This is a genomic window from Paenibacillus ginsengihumi DSM 21568, assembly GCF_000380965.1.
Taxonomy (GTDB): domain Bacteria; phylum Bacillota; class Bacilli; order Paenibacillales; family NBRC-103111; genus Paenibacillus_G; species Paenibacillus_G ginsengihumi.
This window is the reverse complement of the sequence record NZ_KB905581.1, coordinates 1-14,393: the sequence shown is the minus strand read 5'-3', so window position 1 is coordinate 14,393 and position 14,393 is coordinate 1. Positions and strand designations below refer to the sequence as shown.

General features: G+C 56.4%; 14 protein-coding genes and 1 pseudogene. 9 read left to right on the top strand and 6 right to left on the bottom strand.

From position 1 onward, the window contains the following. Positions 1–249: 249 nt before the first annotated feature. From F591_RS0116595 to F591_RS0116570, 6 genes are all read left to right on the top strand, one after another. Positions 250–1,338 (top strand): ABC transporter substrate-binding protein, encoded by a 1,089-nt coding sequence (locus F591_RS0116595; protein ID WP_019535747.1) that lies wholly within the window; start codon positions 250–252, stop codon positions 1,336–1,338. 127 nt (positions 1,339–1,465) lie between these two features. After that, complete coding sequence (locus F591_RS0116590; protein ID WP_019535746.1) at positions 1,466–2,404, top strand: nucleoside hydrolase; 939 nt, start codon at positions 1,466–1,468, stop codon at positions 2,402–2,404. 13 nt (positions 2,405–2,417) lie between these two features. Beyond that, positions 2,418–3,239 (top strand): ABC transporter permease, encoded by an 822-nt coding sequence (locus tag F591_RS0116585; protein ID WP_019535745.1) that lies wholly within the window; start codon positions 2,418–2,420, stop codon positions 3,237–3,239. Between the two features lie 5 nt (positions 3,240–3,244). Then, positions 3,245–4,033 (top strand): ABC transporter permease, encoded by a 789-nt coding sequence (locus F591_RS0116580; protein ID WP_019535744.1) that lies wholly within the window; start codon positions 3,245–3,247, stop codon positions 4,031–4,033. Positions 4,034–4,050: 17 nt separating this feature from the next. Then, complete coding sequence (locus F591_RS0116575; RefSeq protein ID WP_019535743.1) at positions 4,051–5,112, top strand: ABC transporter ATP-binding protein; 1,062 nt, start codon at positions 4,051–4,053, stop codon at positions 5,110–5,112. A gap of 18 nt (positions 5,113–5,130) precedes the next feature. Then, the gene (locus F591_RS0116570; RefSeq protein WP_019535742.1) at positions 5,131–6,843 is read left to right on the top strand and encodes an adenine deaminase; all 1,713 of its coding nucleotides are present in this window, start codon (positions 5,131–5,133) and stop codon (positions 6,841–6,843) included. 600 nt (positions 6,844–7,443) lie between these two features. On the opposite strand, the gene F591_RS0116565 is transcribed toward F591_RS0116570, so the two are convergent. The 4 genes from F591_RS0116565 to F591_RS0116550 all read right to left on the bottom strand — a co-directional run bounded on the left by F591_RS0116565 (position 7,444) and on the right by F591_RS0116550 (position 10,535). Continuing rightward, positions 7,444–7,722 (bottom strand): DUF3784 domain-containing protein, encoded by a 279-nt coding sequence (locus F591_RS0116565; RefSeq protein WP_019535741.1) that lies wholly within the window; start codon positions 7,720–7,722, stop codon positions 7,444–7,446. A 46-nt stretch (positions 7,723–7,768) separates the two neighbouring features. Next, on the bottom strand, positions 7,769–8,368 hold the full coding sequence (locus F591_RS0116560) for a hypothetical protein (protein ID WP_019535740.1): 600 nt from the start codon (positions 8,366–8,368) through the stop codon (positions 7,769–7,771). Beyond that, a complete protein-coding gene (locus tag F591_RS0116555) occupies positions 8,365–8,715 on the bottom strand; it encodes a PadR family transcriptional regulator (RefSeq protein WP_026326676.1) in 351 nt (116 codons plus the stop codon). Before F591_RS0116555 ends, F591_RS0116560 begins: the two co-directional genes overlap by 4 nt. A 674-nt stretch (positions 8,716–9,389) precedes the next feature. Beyond that, positions 9,390–10,535 (bottom strand): ATP-binding protein, encoded by a 1,146-nt coding sequence (locus tag F591_RS0116550; protein ID WP_019535738.1) that lies wholly within the window; start codon positions 10,533–10,535, stop codon positions 9,390–9,392. A 298-nt stretch (positions 10,536–10,833) separates the two neighbouring features. On the opposite strand from F591_RS0116550, the gene uxaC reads away from it, so the two are divergent. From uxaC to F591_RS0116535, 3 genes are all read left to right on the top strand, one after another. Next, the gene (gene uxaC / locus F591_RS0116545) at positions 10,834–12,243 is read left to right on the top strand and encodes a glucuronate isomerase (RefSeq protein WP_019535737.1); all 1,410 of its coding nucleotides are present in this window, start codon (positions 10,834–10,836) and stop codon (positions 12,241–12,243) included. A 198-nt stretch (positions 12,244–12,441) separates the two neighbouring features. Beyond that, positions 12,442–12,708 carry an AbrB/MazE/SpoVT family DNA-binding domain-containing protein gene (locus F591_RS0116540; protein ID WP_245581059.1) on the top strand — a complete coding sequence of 89 codons (267 nt, stop codon included), beginning with the start codon at positions 12,442–12,444 and terminating at the stop codon, positions 12,706–12,708. After that, positions 12,705–13,040, top strand: coding sequence for a type II toxin-antitoxin system PemK/MazF family toxin (locus F591_RS0116535; protein WP_019535735.1), 336 nt, complete (start codon positions 12,705–12,707; stop codon positions 13,038–13,040). The genes F591_RS0116540 and F591_RS0116535 overlap by 4 nt, the downstream gene beginning before the upstream one ends. 108 nt (positions 13,041–13,148) lie before the next feature. Here F591_RS0116535 and F591_RS0116530 read toward each other — a convergent pair whose 3' ends face one another. Beyond that, a complete protein-coding gene (locus F591_RS0116530) occupies positions 13,149–13,628 on the bottom strand; it encodes a hypothetical protein (protein ID WP_019535734.1) in 480 nt (159 codons plus the stop codon). 621 nt (positions 13,629–14,249) lie between these two features. Continuing rightward, positions 14,250–14,393: pseudogene (locus F591_RS33415) on the bottom strand (IS1380 family transposase); the annotation flags it as partial.

The following is a 14,393-nucleotide window of genomic DNA, read 5'->3' as shown; positions in this document are numbered from 1 at the left end:
AGCCCGCCGAACCGAGAACGGATGTCGCCGGACTTTGTTTACGAAGGAAGGCGCTCTTGTTAGAAGCTTGTATTCTACCAGGAGCGCTTTTTTTGTTTTTTTCACGGTTTCTTTATTACGGATTCCAAGGAAGGGAGTGGGCCGGACTCGGAAGAGCAGGAGAGACCCGCGGAATGAAGCGGTGCATTGGATTGCTGGAAATGGAGCATACTAGGAAAAATTTTCATGGATTTGCAATCAAGGGGGAGAATGGAAACGATGACAAAACGTTGGATCACCGGAATACTCGCTGTAGCGCTCACAGGCTCGCTGCTCGCCGGCTGCGGCAGCGCAGGCCAGCAGCAAGGCGGCGCCGCGGAAGGCCAGGGCGGCCAGCAGGAGCAGCGCACGCTGGTCATATCGACCTGGGGCTTCGCCGAGGACTTCTTCCGCAAGGAAGTGTACGAGCCGTTCGAGAAGGAGCACAACGTCAAGATCGTGCTGGAGATCGGCAATAACGCCGAGCGGCTGAACAAGGTGCGCCAAGGCAGCTCGAATGTCGATCTGATGTATTTGTCCGATTATTACGCCCAGCAGGGCATTGAAGCGGGAATTTTCGAGAAGCTCGACCGCAGCCGCATTCCGAATCTGAACGAAATTTACGAGTCCGCCAAGGCGCCGCTCGGCGAGGATTACGGCCCGGCCTATACGATCGGGGCGCTCGGCATCGCCTACGACCCGCAGGCGGCGGGCCGGGAGATCAAGTCGTGGAAGGACCTCTGGAGTCCCGACCTGGCGAAAAAGATTACGATGCCGAATATTACGTCCACCAGCGGCCCGATGATGGTCGATGCGGCCTCCATCGTGTCCGGCAGCGAAGCCTTCAATGAGGATCAGGCTTTCGCGAAGCTGAAGGAGCTCAACCCGGGCGTCGTCAAGTATTACAGCAAGACGTCGGAATTCGTCAACATGTTCGCCCAGGGCGAAGCGGCGGCCGGTCCGATCATGGAGATGTACGTGAAGGATCTCCAGGCGGCGGTGCCGACGGCGAAGTTCGTCATCCCCGAGGAAGGGGCCTACGCGATCATGAATACGGTGAACGTCGTCAAAGGCAGCAAAAACAAGGAGCTGGCCGAAGACTTCATCAACTGGCATTTGAGCAAGGAAGTGCAGGAGAAATTGGCCAAGGGCCGGATCGATTCTCCCGTCAACAAGAACGTGCAGCTCAGCGCGGAGGAAGCGCAGGGCATCACGTACGGAGCGGAGGTCGTGGACAAGCTGCGTAAGCTGGACATGAAATTCGTCAATGAGCAGCTGAAGAACTGGATCGACCGCTTTAACCGCGAAGTGTCGAAATAATTCCGGCGATATGCCGCCGGGAGCCGCAGAAGCGAAGGGGCGCCAGCCGTCCCCATGAACAAGGGTATATGACGCCATATACCCTTGTTGTCTGTGCATCACCTGATCGAAACGGAGGTAGACCGGCATGAAGAAAGTGATCCTGGATGTGGATACGGGGATCGACGACGCCCTCGGCATCATGCTGGCGCTGGGCAGCGGCCGACTCGATGTGCTCGGCATCACGACGGTAAGCGGCAACGTATCTCTGGAGCAGGCGACAGAGAACACGTGCAAAATCTTGGACCTGCTGCAGGCCGGCCAAGATTTGCCCGTCGTGCCGGGGGCGGCCAAGCCGCTCCTGAGGCCGGCGTTCTTCGAGCACCGCGTTCACGGCAGCGACGGCATCGGCGGCGCTCTGCGCGGCGTGCGGACGGCGAGGCGGCCCGAGGGAAGGAGCGCCGCCGATTATATGATCGAGCAGATTCGGCGCCATCCGGGCGAGCTGACGCTCGTCATGACCGGGCCGCTGACCAATCTGGCGCTGGCCGCAGCCCAAGCGCCGGATATCGTGCGGGACGTACGGGAGGTCATCGTGATGGGCGGCGTCGTACAAAGCTATGGCAATGTGACGCCTGTCGCGGAATACAACATGTATGTCGATCCGGAGGCGGCCCGCATCGTGCTCAACGCCGGGTTCCGCGAGCTGGTCCTGGTCGGTCTCGACGTCACGCGCAAGGCGCTGCTGAGCGAGGAGCACATCGAGCGGCTCGGGGATACGCCGTACGGACGCTACGTTCGGGAGAGCACGGCGGATTACATGAACCGCTACTGCGAGCGCAACGGGGTCAGGGCCTGCGCGCTGCATGATCCGCTTGCCGTCGGCGTGGCGATCGACCGGAAGCTGGTCACGACCGGCCATTATTATGTCGACGTGGAGACCCGCAGTGAGCTGTGCGACGGCCAGACGGTGTGCGACTTCCAGAACCGGCTGCAGCGGGAGCCGAACGCGCACGTCTGCGTCGATGTGAACGCGGACGCTTTTCTGGACATGTTTATCGCCGCTCTGCGCCCCAGCCATCAATAACAGGAGACTCGATATGAAAAACAGGTATGCGTACTTTCTCATTTTGCCGGGACTTGCGTTTTTGACGATATTCATGGTCATCCCCATTCTGCTGACGGTAGGCTCGACCTTCGTTCAGAACGGGAGCTTTACGTTGGGCGGCTACTGGCATTTTTTCAAGGACCCTTATTTTCTGAAAATATTGTTGACTACGCTGCAGGTCAGCGTCGTGACCACCTTGCTGTGCGTCGTGATCGGCTTTCCGGTCGCTTACTATATCTCCAAGCTGCCGCCGCGCGGCAAAAGTGTGCTGCTCGCTCTGGCGATCTTCCCGCTGCTGACCAGCTCGGTCGTGCGTTCGTTCAGCTGGATGATTCTGCTCGGCAAGCGGGGGCTGATCAACAACACGCTGCTCGCGATCGGGCTGATTCAGGAGCCGCTTGACATCCTGTACACGCCGACGGCGATGATCATCGGTCTCGTGCACCTGTTCCTGCCGCTTATTCTGATCACGCTGGTCGGCGTTATGGAGAATATCGATCCGGACGTCGTCAAGGCGGCGGAAAGCCTGGGGGCGTCCAAATTTACGGCGTTCCGCAAGGTGATCGTGCCGCTGAGCATCCCCGGGCTCATTATCGGCAGCATTCTGGTGTTCGTCGGCAGCTTGACCGCGTATACGACGCCGGCGCTGCTCGGAGGCAAGCAGCGGGTCATCTCGACGTTCCTGTACCAGAACGCCATTACGCTCAACGACTGGCATTCGGCTTCCGTCATCGCCACGATCATGATGGTCATTACGTTCGTCGTGATCGCCCTGATGAACCGCGCAGCCGCCAAATTCAATCCGAAGGAGTAACTGCTATGCGGGAAAACAACCGGGGCCTGGCCCTGTTCACCGGTCTGGTGTACGTGTTCTTGCTCGGGCCGCTCGTCATTATAGCCGTCTCCTCGTTCGAGCCCGGCTCGATTCTGAAGTTTCCGCCTTCCGGGTTCTCGTGGCGATGGTACGCCAACATTTTTGACGTTGAGATGTTCATGAGCACGTTCCGCACCTCGATGGCCGTATCGCTGCTCGGCAACCTGTTCGCTCTGCTGCTGGGGGTTCCGGCCGCTTACGCGCTGAGCCGCTATTCGTTCCGGGGGAAGGAGATGCTGAACGCCGTCTTTATCTCGCCGGTGCTGATTCCCGGCATCGTGCTCGGGTTCGCCATGCTGAAATATTTGATCGTCGCCTATCATCTGCCGATCTATACGGCTCTGCTCATCGGACATACGGTCATTATGCTGCCGTTCATCATTCGCGTCATCGCTTCGAGTCTGGCCAACTTCGATTTTTCCGTCGAGGAAGCGGCGCTCAGTCTCGGGGCCAGCCGACTGCATACGTTCTTCAAGGTGGTGCTGCCCAATATTCGCTCGGGGATTATCGCCGCGGTGCTGATCGCGTTCCTGGAGTCGTTCAACAACGTCGATATTTCCGTGTTTATGACCGGCCCCGGCGTCAGCACGCTGCCCATTCAGCTGCTGACTTATGTGGAGAACTATTTCGACCCGACGATCGCCGCCATTTCGGTGCTGCTGATGATCATCACCTCGATCCTGATGTTTCTGATCGAACGGCTGATGGGACTATCTTATTTCACGAAACGATGAAGGAGGCTTACCGCGCCATGTCTTTGCTGCAGCTGGAGAATGTATCGGTGGCGTACGACCAGCAATTGATTCTGAAGGATTTTAATTTGAGCATCGAAAAAGGCCAGCTCGTCTCGCTGCTCGGCCCAAGCGGCTGCGGCAAAACGACGACGCTGCGGCTGATCGCCGGCTTCCTGGAGGCGAAAGACGGCCGCTTTCTGTTCGGCGGCCAGGATTACACGCGGATGCCTGTGAACAAGCGCAACTTCGGGCTGGTGTTCCAGAGCTACGCGCTGTTCCCGCATTTGTCCGTGTTCGACAATATCGCCTTTGGGCTGCGCCTTAGGAAGGTCGGCGAGGACGAAATCAAGCGGCGGGTCGGCCGGATGCTGGAGATCGTCAGCCTGACAGGGCTCGAACGGCGCTTTCCGAAGGCGCTCTCCGGCGGACAGAAGCAGCGGGTGGCGATCGCCCGCGCGCTCGTGATCGAGCCGGATTTGCTGCTGTTCGACGAGCCGCTCAGCAACCTGGACGCGAACCTGCGGGTCAATATGCGGGTGGAAATTCGCCGCATCCAGCAGGAGCTCGGCATTACCGCCGTGTACGTGTCGCACGACCAGGAGGAATGCTTCTCGATCTCCGACCGGGTCGCGGTCATGAACCGCGGCGTGATCGAGCAGCTCGATCATCCGGCGGCGATCTTCAAGCGCCCGAAGACGGAGTTTGTGGCCCGCTTTATCGGATTCCACAATTTTATCGATTTCGAGGAGCGGAGCGAGACGGGGAACGGAACCGAGCTGAAGGTCAGAGGCTATCGCTTCGTCGCCGCCGCGCAGCCCGGTCACGAAGTTCGCGCGGGCAAGAAGGGAGCGATTCGCCCGGACGATGTGGAGATCGGAACGGTGGCAGAGCTGGGCAGCGGCGCGAACCGGGTCGTCGGCAAGATCAAGGTCAGCACTTATTTGGGCCGAAGCTATCAGTACGAGGTGGAGACGGAGCTCGGCACGTTTACGGTCAATAAAGAAATGGATACTCCTTATGTCAGCGGCAGCGAAGTACATCTGATGTTCCCGCCGGAGAGATTGGTGCTAGTGGATTAACAACATGGAGGGACCGGCATGCAGGTAGACGTACTGATTGTAGGTGCGACGATATATAACAGCTATTTCAAACGATTTACCCCAGGCAATGCGGCGATTGTGGACGGCAAGTTCCTGTATATCGGCCGGCGGGGGGCGGGCGATTTCGAGGCGGCTCAAGTGATCGATGCCGCAGGCAGGTATATGCTGCCTGGGCTGATCGACATTCATTTGCACATCGAGAGCACGATGGTGACGCCGGAGACGTTCTCTTACGGCCTCATCCGCAACGGGGTGACGACGATCGTGCCGGAGCCGCACGAGATGGCCAACGTATACGGGCTGTCGGGCGTCAAGGAGATGATGCGGGCCAGCGAAGGCTGTACGGCCGATATGTTCTACGCGATCCCGAGCTCGGTGCCGGCGACGCCTCTCGAGACGACGGGCGGCGCGATCGAGCTGGACGATATCGATGAGCTGCTGCGAACCGAGCGTGTCCAATGCATGGGCGAGATCATGAACTATGTCGATGTGATCCGCGATCCGGATTGCAAGACGAACCGAATTCTCGATCATATTCGCCGCCATTATCCGGAGCTTGTGATCGAGGGACATGTGCCGAAGCTGCTCGATCTGGACCTGCACCGGATGATCTATGCCGGCGTCGATTCGGACCATACTCATCAGACGATCGAGGGCCTGGAAGCGCGGATCGCCGCCGGCATGTTCGTGGAAATTCAGGAGAAGTCGATGACCGAAGAAGTGATGGCGTACTTGAATGCGCACGATGTGTCCGAGCACTTCTGCTTCGTCACCGACGATGTGATGGCCGACTCGTTCCAGCAGCGCGGGCATCTCAACCATCTCGTCCGCAAGGCGATCCGGATGGGCATGGAGCCGGAGCGCGCCGTCTATGCGGCGACGTACACGCCGGCCCGCCGCATGCGCATGTACGACCGGGGCGTCATCGCGCCGGGCAAGCTCGCCGATTTCCTGCTCGTATCCGACCTCGCGGAGCTGGCGATCGAGCAGGTGTACAAGCGGGGGCGCAAAGTCTATGACGCTGCCGAGCCGTATGTGCAGCCGCCGCCGCGGCGCCGGTTCCCCGAGGCGTACTACCGCAGCGTGCGGCTGCCGCAGCTGACAGAGGCGGATTTCGCCGTTGCCGCGGATCGGCCGGACGGCCGCTATGCGTGCCGCGTCATGATGGTCGAGGACGGCTCGACGTTCACGCGCGAGCATCGCGGCGAGATCGAGGTGCGCGGCGGCGCGCTGTGCTGGGAAGGCAGCGGCTATGGGCTGATCGCGACGTTCGAGCGCTACGGCAAGAACGGCAACCGCGCCTATGGGCTGATCGGCGGGGATACGATCAAGCGTGGCGCCGTCGCCACGACATATTCCCACGACAACCACAATCTGCTCGTCGTCGGGCATAGCCCAAGCGATATGATGCTGGCGGCGAACGAGGTGATCCGCGGCCAAGGCGGATTTTGCGTGGTGGAGAACGGGCGCGTGCTGGCCCATCTTCGCCTGCCGGTCGGCGGCATCCTGACCGAGGAGCCGCTGGAGCAGGCCGCCGCGGAAGTGGAAAAGCTGCGGATGGCTATGGAATCGCTCGGCTACCGGCACTATAACCCGATTATGTCGATCAGCACGCATTCGCTGCCGGTAAGCCCGGCGCTGAAGATAACCGACCTGGGGCTGATCGATGTGAACGAGGGCAAGGTCGTACCGCTGTTGCTGCCGAATTGATCGTGCACGGCGATCTAGCGCCGGTCTGATTTTTGTGCGACCGCGAGCTGTATCCGCTAGCCTCAAGCGCTTGGCGATATTGCGTACTAGGAGGGGGCCGATGGATTGGCGATACTGCGTACTAGGAGGGGAAAGGGCATGGGCTCCAGCCGCGCCGCTCCTGCCTACGCGCTGGTGCCGACTTACCGCTACCCTCCCTGATGGAGGAAATGCTTGAATAAGCACGAAATTCGATCTTATCTCTAGGAAAAATAAGAAAAATTCCAAAATAAGGATAAATTTCATGCTTATTTCGATAAAATCGACCCGTTTCCGGGGGCAGCGGCTCGTATAAGAAGATTTTTCGCTCTTATTTTCGTTCATCGGGCCAGTTTTTGAAGAATAAGATTGCTTTTCGATCTTATTTGCTTAGTGGCAGCCTGCGCTATCATTCGAAGTGCAAAGGCCCTCATTGAGCGTTCCTTTCCAGCCGAAAAAAGGCTCGCTTTTTGCCTTGGTGTGTGGAGGTCAAGCCCGGATGCAGCGGTGATATACTCTATATATTGAACCAAGGGGACGCTGGATAGCGTCCCCTTTCGGTACAGTGAGCTGTGGCGGGAATTATTCCACCATCCTCATATTAACGTACACGAGCAGCGCGATAAATCCTGCGACGGCAATGGGAAGTGCGGCCTCCCCGCCGGAAGGGTTAATGAGGCCGATGGCGACGAGCACGGTGCCCGCCAGGAACGTGTAGCCGCCGACGAGACGGGCCAGCCTGTCTTTATCTCTGACGCGGTGCTGATTGAAGCCGGACAGCAGCCACGTTTGTTTTCTGACGCCGACCAAATAGCCCAGCAGCAGAAAAAGAGCGCCTAGGAACAAAAGATGAGGGGACATTGGCAGTCAGCCTCCTTTTCTAACATTGAGAATAACCAAGAACGGATCAATCCATGCACCGTATGCGAACATAGGAGAAAAACAGCAGCGACGACACGGCGATCGCAGCGAGGTTGATCGTTGCCTCTCCGGGGTATTCGGCAAGCTCGCCTGCCAGAAGGATCGCCCCGATCAGAAGCAGATACAGGCTGCCGGCGCGGGCGGCCCGCTCCCGATGGCGGAGACGGGGCATCGACTTCCTCGCTGCGGCAAAGAACCAGACATCCTTGCGAAGCCATGCGATGGCCGCCAGCGCAAAGCAAAGCACGGCGATCGGCGCCGCCCCGTAGGAGGGCATGAAGAAAGAGGCAAGGACGGCGGCTGCAAACGGAATAAAGAGATAGCTTCGCCGCGGCGGTTGGCCGCCTGCTCCGTCACGGTAAGACTCCGCAAGGTCGGCAGCGAGCTGCTGCGGAGGCGAAAATTCCTGTTCAATCAGCGACGAGATTTCCGCCACGGATAGCCCGGCGTCCAGATCCTGGACGAACGAACGGAGATGGCCTTCGATTTCCTGCATAAAGCTATTGCGGTAACGGGCAGGGACTTCCCGAAGATGATCGGCTAACAGGGACAAGTAGCGGCTGACGGCCGCATCGCGGTCGTTCATGATGATCCCCCCTTAGTCAGCATAGTCAAAGTTTCGTAAATCTCGGCGAATTTGGCGAAACGGTCCTGCAGGACCCGCTCCCCTTTGACGGTGAGCTGGTAATATTTGCGCCGAGGACCGTCAGGCGAGTCTCCCCAAAAAAACTCGATCCATTCCTTGTCCGTCATTCGTTTCAAAATCGGATAGATCGCCCCTTCCGAGATGGTGAAGATCGGAGATTTTTTCAGGGAGGAGGTAATCTCGTATCCGTACATCGGGTGATGGCGGATCAGCGCCAAAATCGCCAGCTCGAACGTGCCTTTGCGGAATTGCGTGAGCCATTGATCCATATCTTCATTGGTTTTCATGGTTTTATTATATATCATTCATATCTATATATCAATCATACATACCTGAGTAATTTTTTCCAACGCTGTGCTGTTCAAATTCGAGAGTTTGCTAGAGTAAACGAGATGATGATGGTATAATGGGTTCTATGGACTGAATTCGCGAGTGGAGATTTTTCGGGCCACGGCGCAGCTTCCCGAGAGGGGGTGACGCCGATGGTCGCACTTGTGGCGTTGCTAGACGTGCTGCGATGGATCGCTGCAGTACTAAGCCTTGTGCTTGGTATTCGGAAGGTTTATCGTTGGTTGCGTAAAAAGTTACGAAACAAGCGAAAACCCACCGCGTAATTAGGTTGACCGACCTACGGTGGGATTCGCTGATTTGCATTAGCGCGCCGTGGTGATCCACAGCCTTTCAGGTCCTAAGAGTCTTTGCCGTAGCCGCGGCAAGGACTCTTTTACAGTATACGGCTTAACATGCAGCTGTTATGCAGATCGTCTCGCAACAGTATAACGCTGCCTCTATTTTATCACGACATACTATGGCTTGCAATGAATAGAGGCTTCGACTTTGGTTTATCGTCTGGTCTATAAGACACAGCGAAGTTTGCTCCAGCAAACGGACGGCGCTTCCGGTCTTTGGCTGATACTCCTGGCAGGCAAGCCCGCTGAATATTCCGGCTAAAGCGATCCGGTTACGCCTTCGCAGCCGAATCCGACCCAAGAACGTTGATGCGCAGCCCGGAATAGGCGGAGGCGAGATCGGCGGCGATACGCTCCACAGTGCCGGGCTCGAAGCCGCCGGCAAACAGTCCCGGGTCAGGCAGGAAGGTAACGCTCGTCCCGGTTTCCTGAGTCGTGCCTACCGTCAGCAGCTCCGTTTGGGGAATGCCGTGCTTGAATTCCTGCCGGTAAATGCGGCCTTCCCGGCGAATTTCTACCCCAAGCCGCTGGGAAAGGGCGTTGACGACGGCGATGCTGATGCCTTTCTCGGCTCCGGGCGCAACGTAGGAGGAGCCGGAATGCTTGCGGCCGATCTCGGTCAGCAGCGCCTGCACATTGGTTGCGCGGCCGTCCGGCAGCGCCGCGACGGGAATGCCCCGGCCGTTGTCCGTCACCGTAACGCTGCCGTCCCCGTGAAGGTAAATCCCGACCTCCGTGCAATGACCCGCCTTATGCTCCAGCACCGAGTTGTCCACGACAGCCATCAATAGAATATGAGGGTCGGCGTCATCCCCGGCATGACCAAGGTAAGGCCCGGCATGACTGCGGACTTGCTCCATTTCTATATAATTGCTCGTATCGAGCAGCTCCGATACCGCCGCCAGCAGCAGGAGGAGGGGAAAGGTGCGGCGGGCGGGCAGCGCGTAACGTCCGCCCCGTTCCTCCTGAACAAGCAGATCGGCTCCCTGCAGCGCCTTCATATGGTGGTACAGCTGGCCTGTTGTCCCCATATTCAGCCGCTCGACCAGCTCGGCTCCGCTCATCGGCTCTCTCAGCACGGTCCGCAAAATATCGAGCCGCTGCTTATGGCCAAGCGCGGCCAAAATCCTCGCCGCCTTCTCTCCGTCGAGCCCGAGCAGCTGCTCGACGCGGCTTTCCTGCGGCGTCCAGCGAAACTGTCCTTCCGCACTCCGGTACTGCCCGGAATAGTACAGGCGGCCTTCGTCCGCTTCTCCTGTTGCGGTATGATTCGGAAACGGGGAGGGGGCGGCGTTCCGGACGTCCCGCAGTGCCGTTCCGGAATCCCCGGCCAACAAAGCCTGCACCATCCGGCGCAGCTCTTCCACTTTATCGTTCAATGCGTCCAATTCTGAGCCATAATCCCGGTTGGAAGACATTCCGATCACCTCATTTGATTTTATTGAATGACGTAATTACGTAAATTGATAATAACATAATTCCGCTTGCTTGTAAATATTCCCGTGGGTTTATGGGATCCCGGAACCGCCGCATTGTTGCCATTCTGCCGCTGGTCCATCCGAATAACGAAGCGAGTGCAAAATAAGCAAAGGCGGGCCCGTCGCGGGCAAGAATAAGCCATTGTATTTTGGCGGGCAAACGGGTAGTATAGAATTATAGCCATTGTTAACGTGAACATTATCTTTAAATCTTAGGCAAAGGTGGAATGTTCAAGCTATGAAAAAGAAATTTCTGGACGACAATTTCCTGCTGAACAATGAAACGGCTGTCCGTCTGTATCACGATTACTCCAAGGATATGCCGATCATCGACTACCACTGTCACTTGAGCCCGCAGGAGATTTATGAGAATAAGCGGTTCAAAAACTTGACGGAAGCGTGGCTGTACGGCGACCACTACAAGTGGAGAGCGATGAGAGCGAATGGCGTTGAGGAGAAGTATGTAACCGGCGGCGATGGTGCAAGCGATTACGACCGCTTCCTGGCCTATGCCAAGACGGTGCCGATGACGATCGGCAACCCGCTGTATCACTGGTCGCATCTGGAGCTGCAGCGCTTTTTCGGCGTGTATGACATCATTAACGAGAAGAATGCGCCGGCGATTTGGGAGAAGGTCAACGCCCAGCTTAGCGGGGAAGGCTTCGCGGCCCGCGATCTGATCAAGAAGTCCAACGTGAAGGTGATCGGCACAACCGACGATCCGACCGATTCGCTGGAATACCATATTAAAATCAAGGAGCTTCCGGATTTCGACGTACGGGTGCTGCCTTCGTTCCGTCCGGATAAAGGTCTTGAAATCAACCGTGCGACATTCCTGCCCTGGATCGCCAAGCTCGGCGAAGTCGTAGGCAAACCGATCGCGAACTACGACGACCTGCTGGCGGCGCTGGAATCGCGGGTGCGCTTCTTCCATTCGGTAGGCGGCAACGTCTCCGACCATGCGCTCGATTACGTCGCTTACGCCGAGACGACCAAGGAAGAAGCTGCGGCGATCTTCGCCAAAGCGCTGCAGGGCGGCGGCGTCACGCTGGAGGAAGAGAAGAAGTACAAAACCTATACGCTGACTTTCCTGGGCAAGCTGTACGCTGAGCTCGGCTGGGCTATGCAGTTCCATATCAACGCCCACCGCAACAACAATTCGCGGATGTTCGGCAAGCTCGGACCGGATACCGGCTTCGACTCCATCAACGACAGCGATCTCGCCTATCCGCTCGTCCGCCTGCTGGATGCGCTGGACAAGGAAGACGCGCTGCCGAAGACGATCCTGTACTCCTTGAATCCGAAGGACAACTATGTGATCGGCTCCCTGATGGGTAGCTTCCAGGGCGGCGGCATCCCGGGCAAAATCCAGCTCGGCTCGGCCTGGTGGTTCAACGATACGAAGGACGGCATGATCGAGCAGATGAAGGCGCTGGCTAACCTCGGACTGCTGAGCCGTTTTATCGGTATGCTGACGGATTCCCGCAGCTTCCTGTCTTACACGAGACACGAATATTTCCGCCGCATTCTGTGCAATCTGATCGGCGAATGGGTGGAGAACGGCGAAGTGGCCGACGATATCGAGCAGCTCGGCCAGATCGTTCAAGGCATCTCTTACAACAACGCCAAGGAATATTTCGGATATTAAAAGACCGCCTGTCGAATAGGCGGCAGCAGAGGACGCCCGATCCCGCTCTTAGGAGCCGGCCCGGGCGTTTTGCTGTTGCAAGAGACTTTATTAGCATTTTAAAGTGTTCAAATCCTGAAAAATGTATATCCTAATGATATACATTTTAGAAGGAGTGCGATATAATTGATTCATAAAACGGGAAAGGATATGATCCTTATGACAACGGTAACGCTTAGTCGTTGGGGGAACAGCAGCGGCATCCGAATTCCGAACCAGTTTTTGAAACGAATGAATCTGGTCGAGGGAATGGAGCTTGAAGCGATATTAACGCCGGAAAACCATCTTTTGCTGCGCCCTCTGAATACGCAGGAGTCTAACGAGGAATTGCGTTCGCATCTGAAAATGCTGCTCTCAAAGATTAAACTGGATTCTGCACGTCATGAAGAAGTCGACTTAGGAATCGAAGGAGACGAGATCATTTGACTATTCCAGCCCGCGGCGATCTGATCTGGTTGGATTTCGATCCGCAAGCAGGACGTGAACAGGCAGGTCGTCGGCCCGCAATTGTCATCTCCGAAACCGCTTTTAACGAATTAACCGGCTTTGCAGTGGTATGTCCGATTACAAACCAATCGAAGGATTACGCTTTTGAAGTGCCGCTTCCGGAAGGGCTGGCGTTTACTGGAGTGGTTCTTACAGATCAGTTTAAAAGCCTGGACGTAAGGAAACGGAAAATCAAGGTCGCTGGAAGCGTACCTGTCGAATCGGATTTTTTCAAAAACGTACTCCTGAATGTCCGGTCGATTTTGGCTTAAAGATCGTTATCGACAGTCGTCTTCCGAACACCTGTAGGTTCGCTTCAGGCCATGGCCGGGTCTGTCAGATCGATCATCAAACTTTGGCTCATTACCTGTCAATGAGAGCTAGACCGCCCGATAGCCTTCCTCGCGCAAATACTCCTCCGCTTCATCCCGTGTCTCGAAAGCCATGTCCAGATTAAGACCGGAGTATACATACCAAAGATCGCCCTCCTGCACGAGCAATAATGTATGCTCCCCGGGCCCGATCCAGCGCTGCTCGCATTGAGCGCCTTCCGATTCCGAGACGGTCTGCTGCTCGGCCGTTTTGGGGGAAAGGGAACGGATGGACCGCTGAACAATGGAGCGCAGCTCGTCCTCGCTGTAATCGCGGATGTTCACCATGCCTTTGTCGTCGGTATCGCAGTCGGGTAACAATCCGGCATACACGTAGCCGTTGCCGTTCGGGTGGAGATGGTACACGACGGTTTTTTTATCGTAAGCGCTTTGTTCGTAATGGTAGTTAACCCGACCCAGTGAAATGTTCTTCCGCTGCAGTTCCGGGAACGAATCGAAGATCGCGATTTTTTGTTCAAAGGTAAGCATTCGAGTTTCCTCCGTGATCGTTTGTTTGGACGCCGATGACAAGTCATTCTTTCATCCTCGGGCGTCGCCTTCGGGGCAAGGAAAGTGCCTGAAAATTCGCCGACCGTACTTCGCCCAATTTTCAAGACAGTTTGTCCGATTATACCATATTTTCGGAACGCTGCGCTGAAGGCTCTAATGGGTAGTATGCCCGGAGGAAGGGCACAACGGCAAACAGCACTCATAGAACTTAAAAGACCGGCGTTTTTTGCTGGTGTGGGCTGCCGGGAAAATAGTGATTGCAAAAGAGGTTTAGCACAACCCATGCATGATCAATATAAAACTTTTTGATTTTTTTCAAAAAAAATGTATTGGTTAATTGTGGTATTTATGGGTATAATATGAATGATCAGAAATGGGGAAAGGGAGGAGATTGATGTCCAGAAGGGGAGTTGGCGCTTTATTTATCCTGAATTTCGAAAGCGCATAAGATCAATGCAAGAGGCTAAAGCAATGGCGACTTAAGATGTAAAAATGTAGGAGTTTCCCATGCCTAGTGGAGACGGAAGCTTGCGGCGGATGGTCTTTCCCCCTCCCCAATGAAGAGGCAGTCCTTATTTCCATGTAAAATTTTGCTTATCATCATTCTAACTGCGCCACTCGAACCTCGATTCGTTTCCAGACATAACGGCTGGAAAAGTCCTTCCCAAGCTTTAGTATGACAGAGCGGCCATGCCGAATGAGCGTCGCGGCGCAATGAAAGAATTCCAGACGGAACCGGGCAAT

Excerpts from the sequence above, each read along its gene's own strand:
- F591_RS0116565 (WP_019535741.1), bottom strand. The coding sequence starts at position 7,722 with ATGTCCCCTCATCTTTTGTTCCTAGGCGCTCTTTTTCTGCTGCTGGGC.
- F591_RS0116580 (WP_019535744.1), top strand. The coding sequence starts at position 3,245 with ATGCGGGAAAACAACCGGGGCCTGGCCCTGTTCACCGGTCTGGTGTAC.
- F591_RS0116575 (WP_019535743.1), top strand. The coding sequence starts at position 4,051 with ATGTCTTTGCTGCAGCTGGAGAATGTATCGGTGGCGTACGACCAGCAA.
- F591_RS0116550 (WP_019535738.1), bottom strand. The coding sequence starts at position 10,535 with ATGTCTTCCAACCGGGATTATGGCTCAGAATTGGACGCATTGAACGAT.
- uxaC (WP_019535737.1), top strand. The coding sequence starts at position 10,834 with ATGAAAAAGAAATTTCTGGACGACAATTTCCTGCTGAACAATGAAACG.
- F591_RS0116595 (WP_019535747.1), top strand. The coding sequence starts at position 250 with ATGGAAACGATGACAAAACGTTGGATCACCGGAATACTCGCTGTAGCG.
- F591_RS0116585 (WP_019535745.1), top strand. The coding sequence starts at position 2,418 with ATGAAAAACAGGTATGCGTACTTTCTCATTTTGCCGGGACTTGCGTTT.
- F591_RS0116540 (WP_245581059.1), top strand. The coding sequence starts at position 12,442 with ATGACAACGGTAACGCTTAGTCGTTGGGGGAACAGCAGCGGCATCCGA.
- F591_RS0116570 (WP_019535742.1), top strand. The coding sequence starts at position 5,131 with ATGCAGGTAGACGTACTGATTGTAGGTGCGACGATATATAACAGCTAT.
- F591_RS0116555 (WP_026326676.1), bottom strand. The coding sequence starts at position 8,715 with ATGAAAACCAATGAAGATATGGATCAATGGCTCACGCAATTCCGCAAA.
- F591_RS0116590 (WP_019535746.1), top strand. The coding sequence starts at position 1,466 with ATGAAGAAAGTGATCCTGGATGTGGATACGGGGATCGACGACGCCCTC.
- F591_RS0116560 (WP_019535740.1), bottom strand. The coding sequence starts at position 8,368 with ATGAACGACCGCGATGCGGCCGTCAGCCGCTACTTGTCCCTGTTAGCC.
- F591_RS0116530 (WP_019535734.1), bottom strand. The coding sequence starts at position 13,628 with ATGCTTACCTTTGAACAAAAAATCGCGATCTTCGATTCGTTCCCGGAA.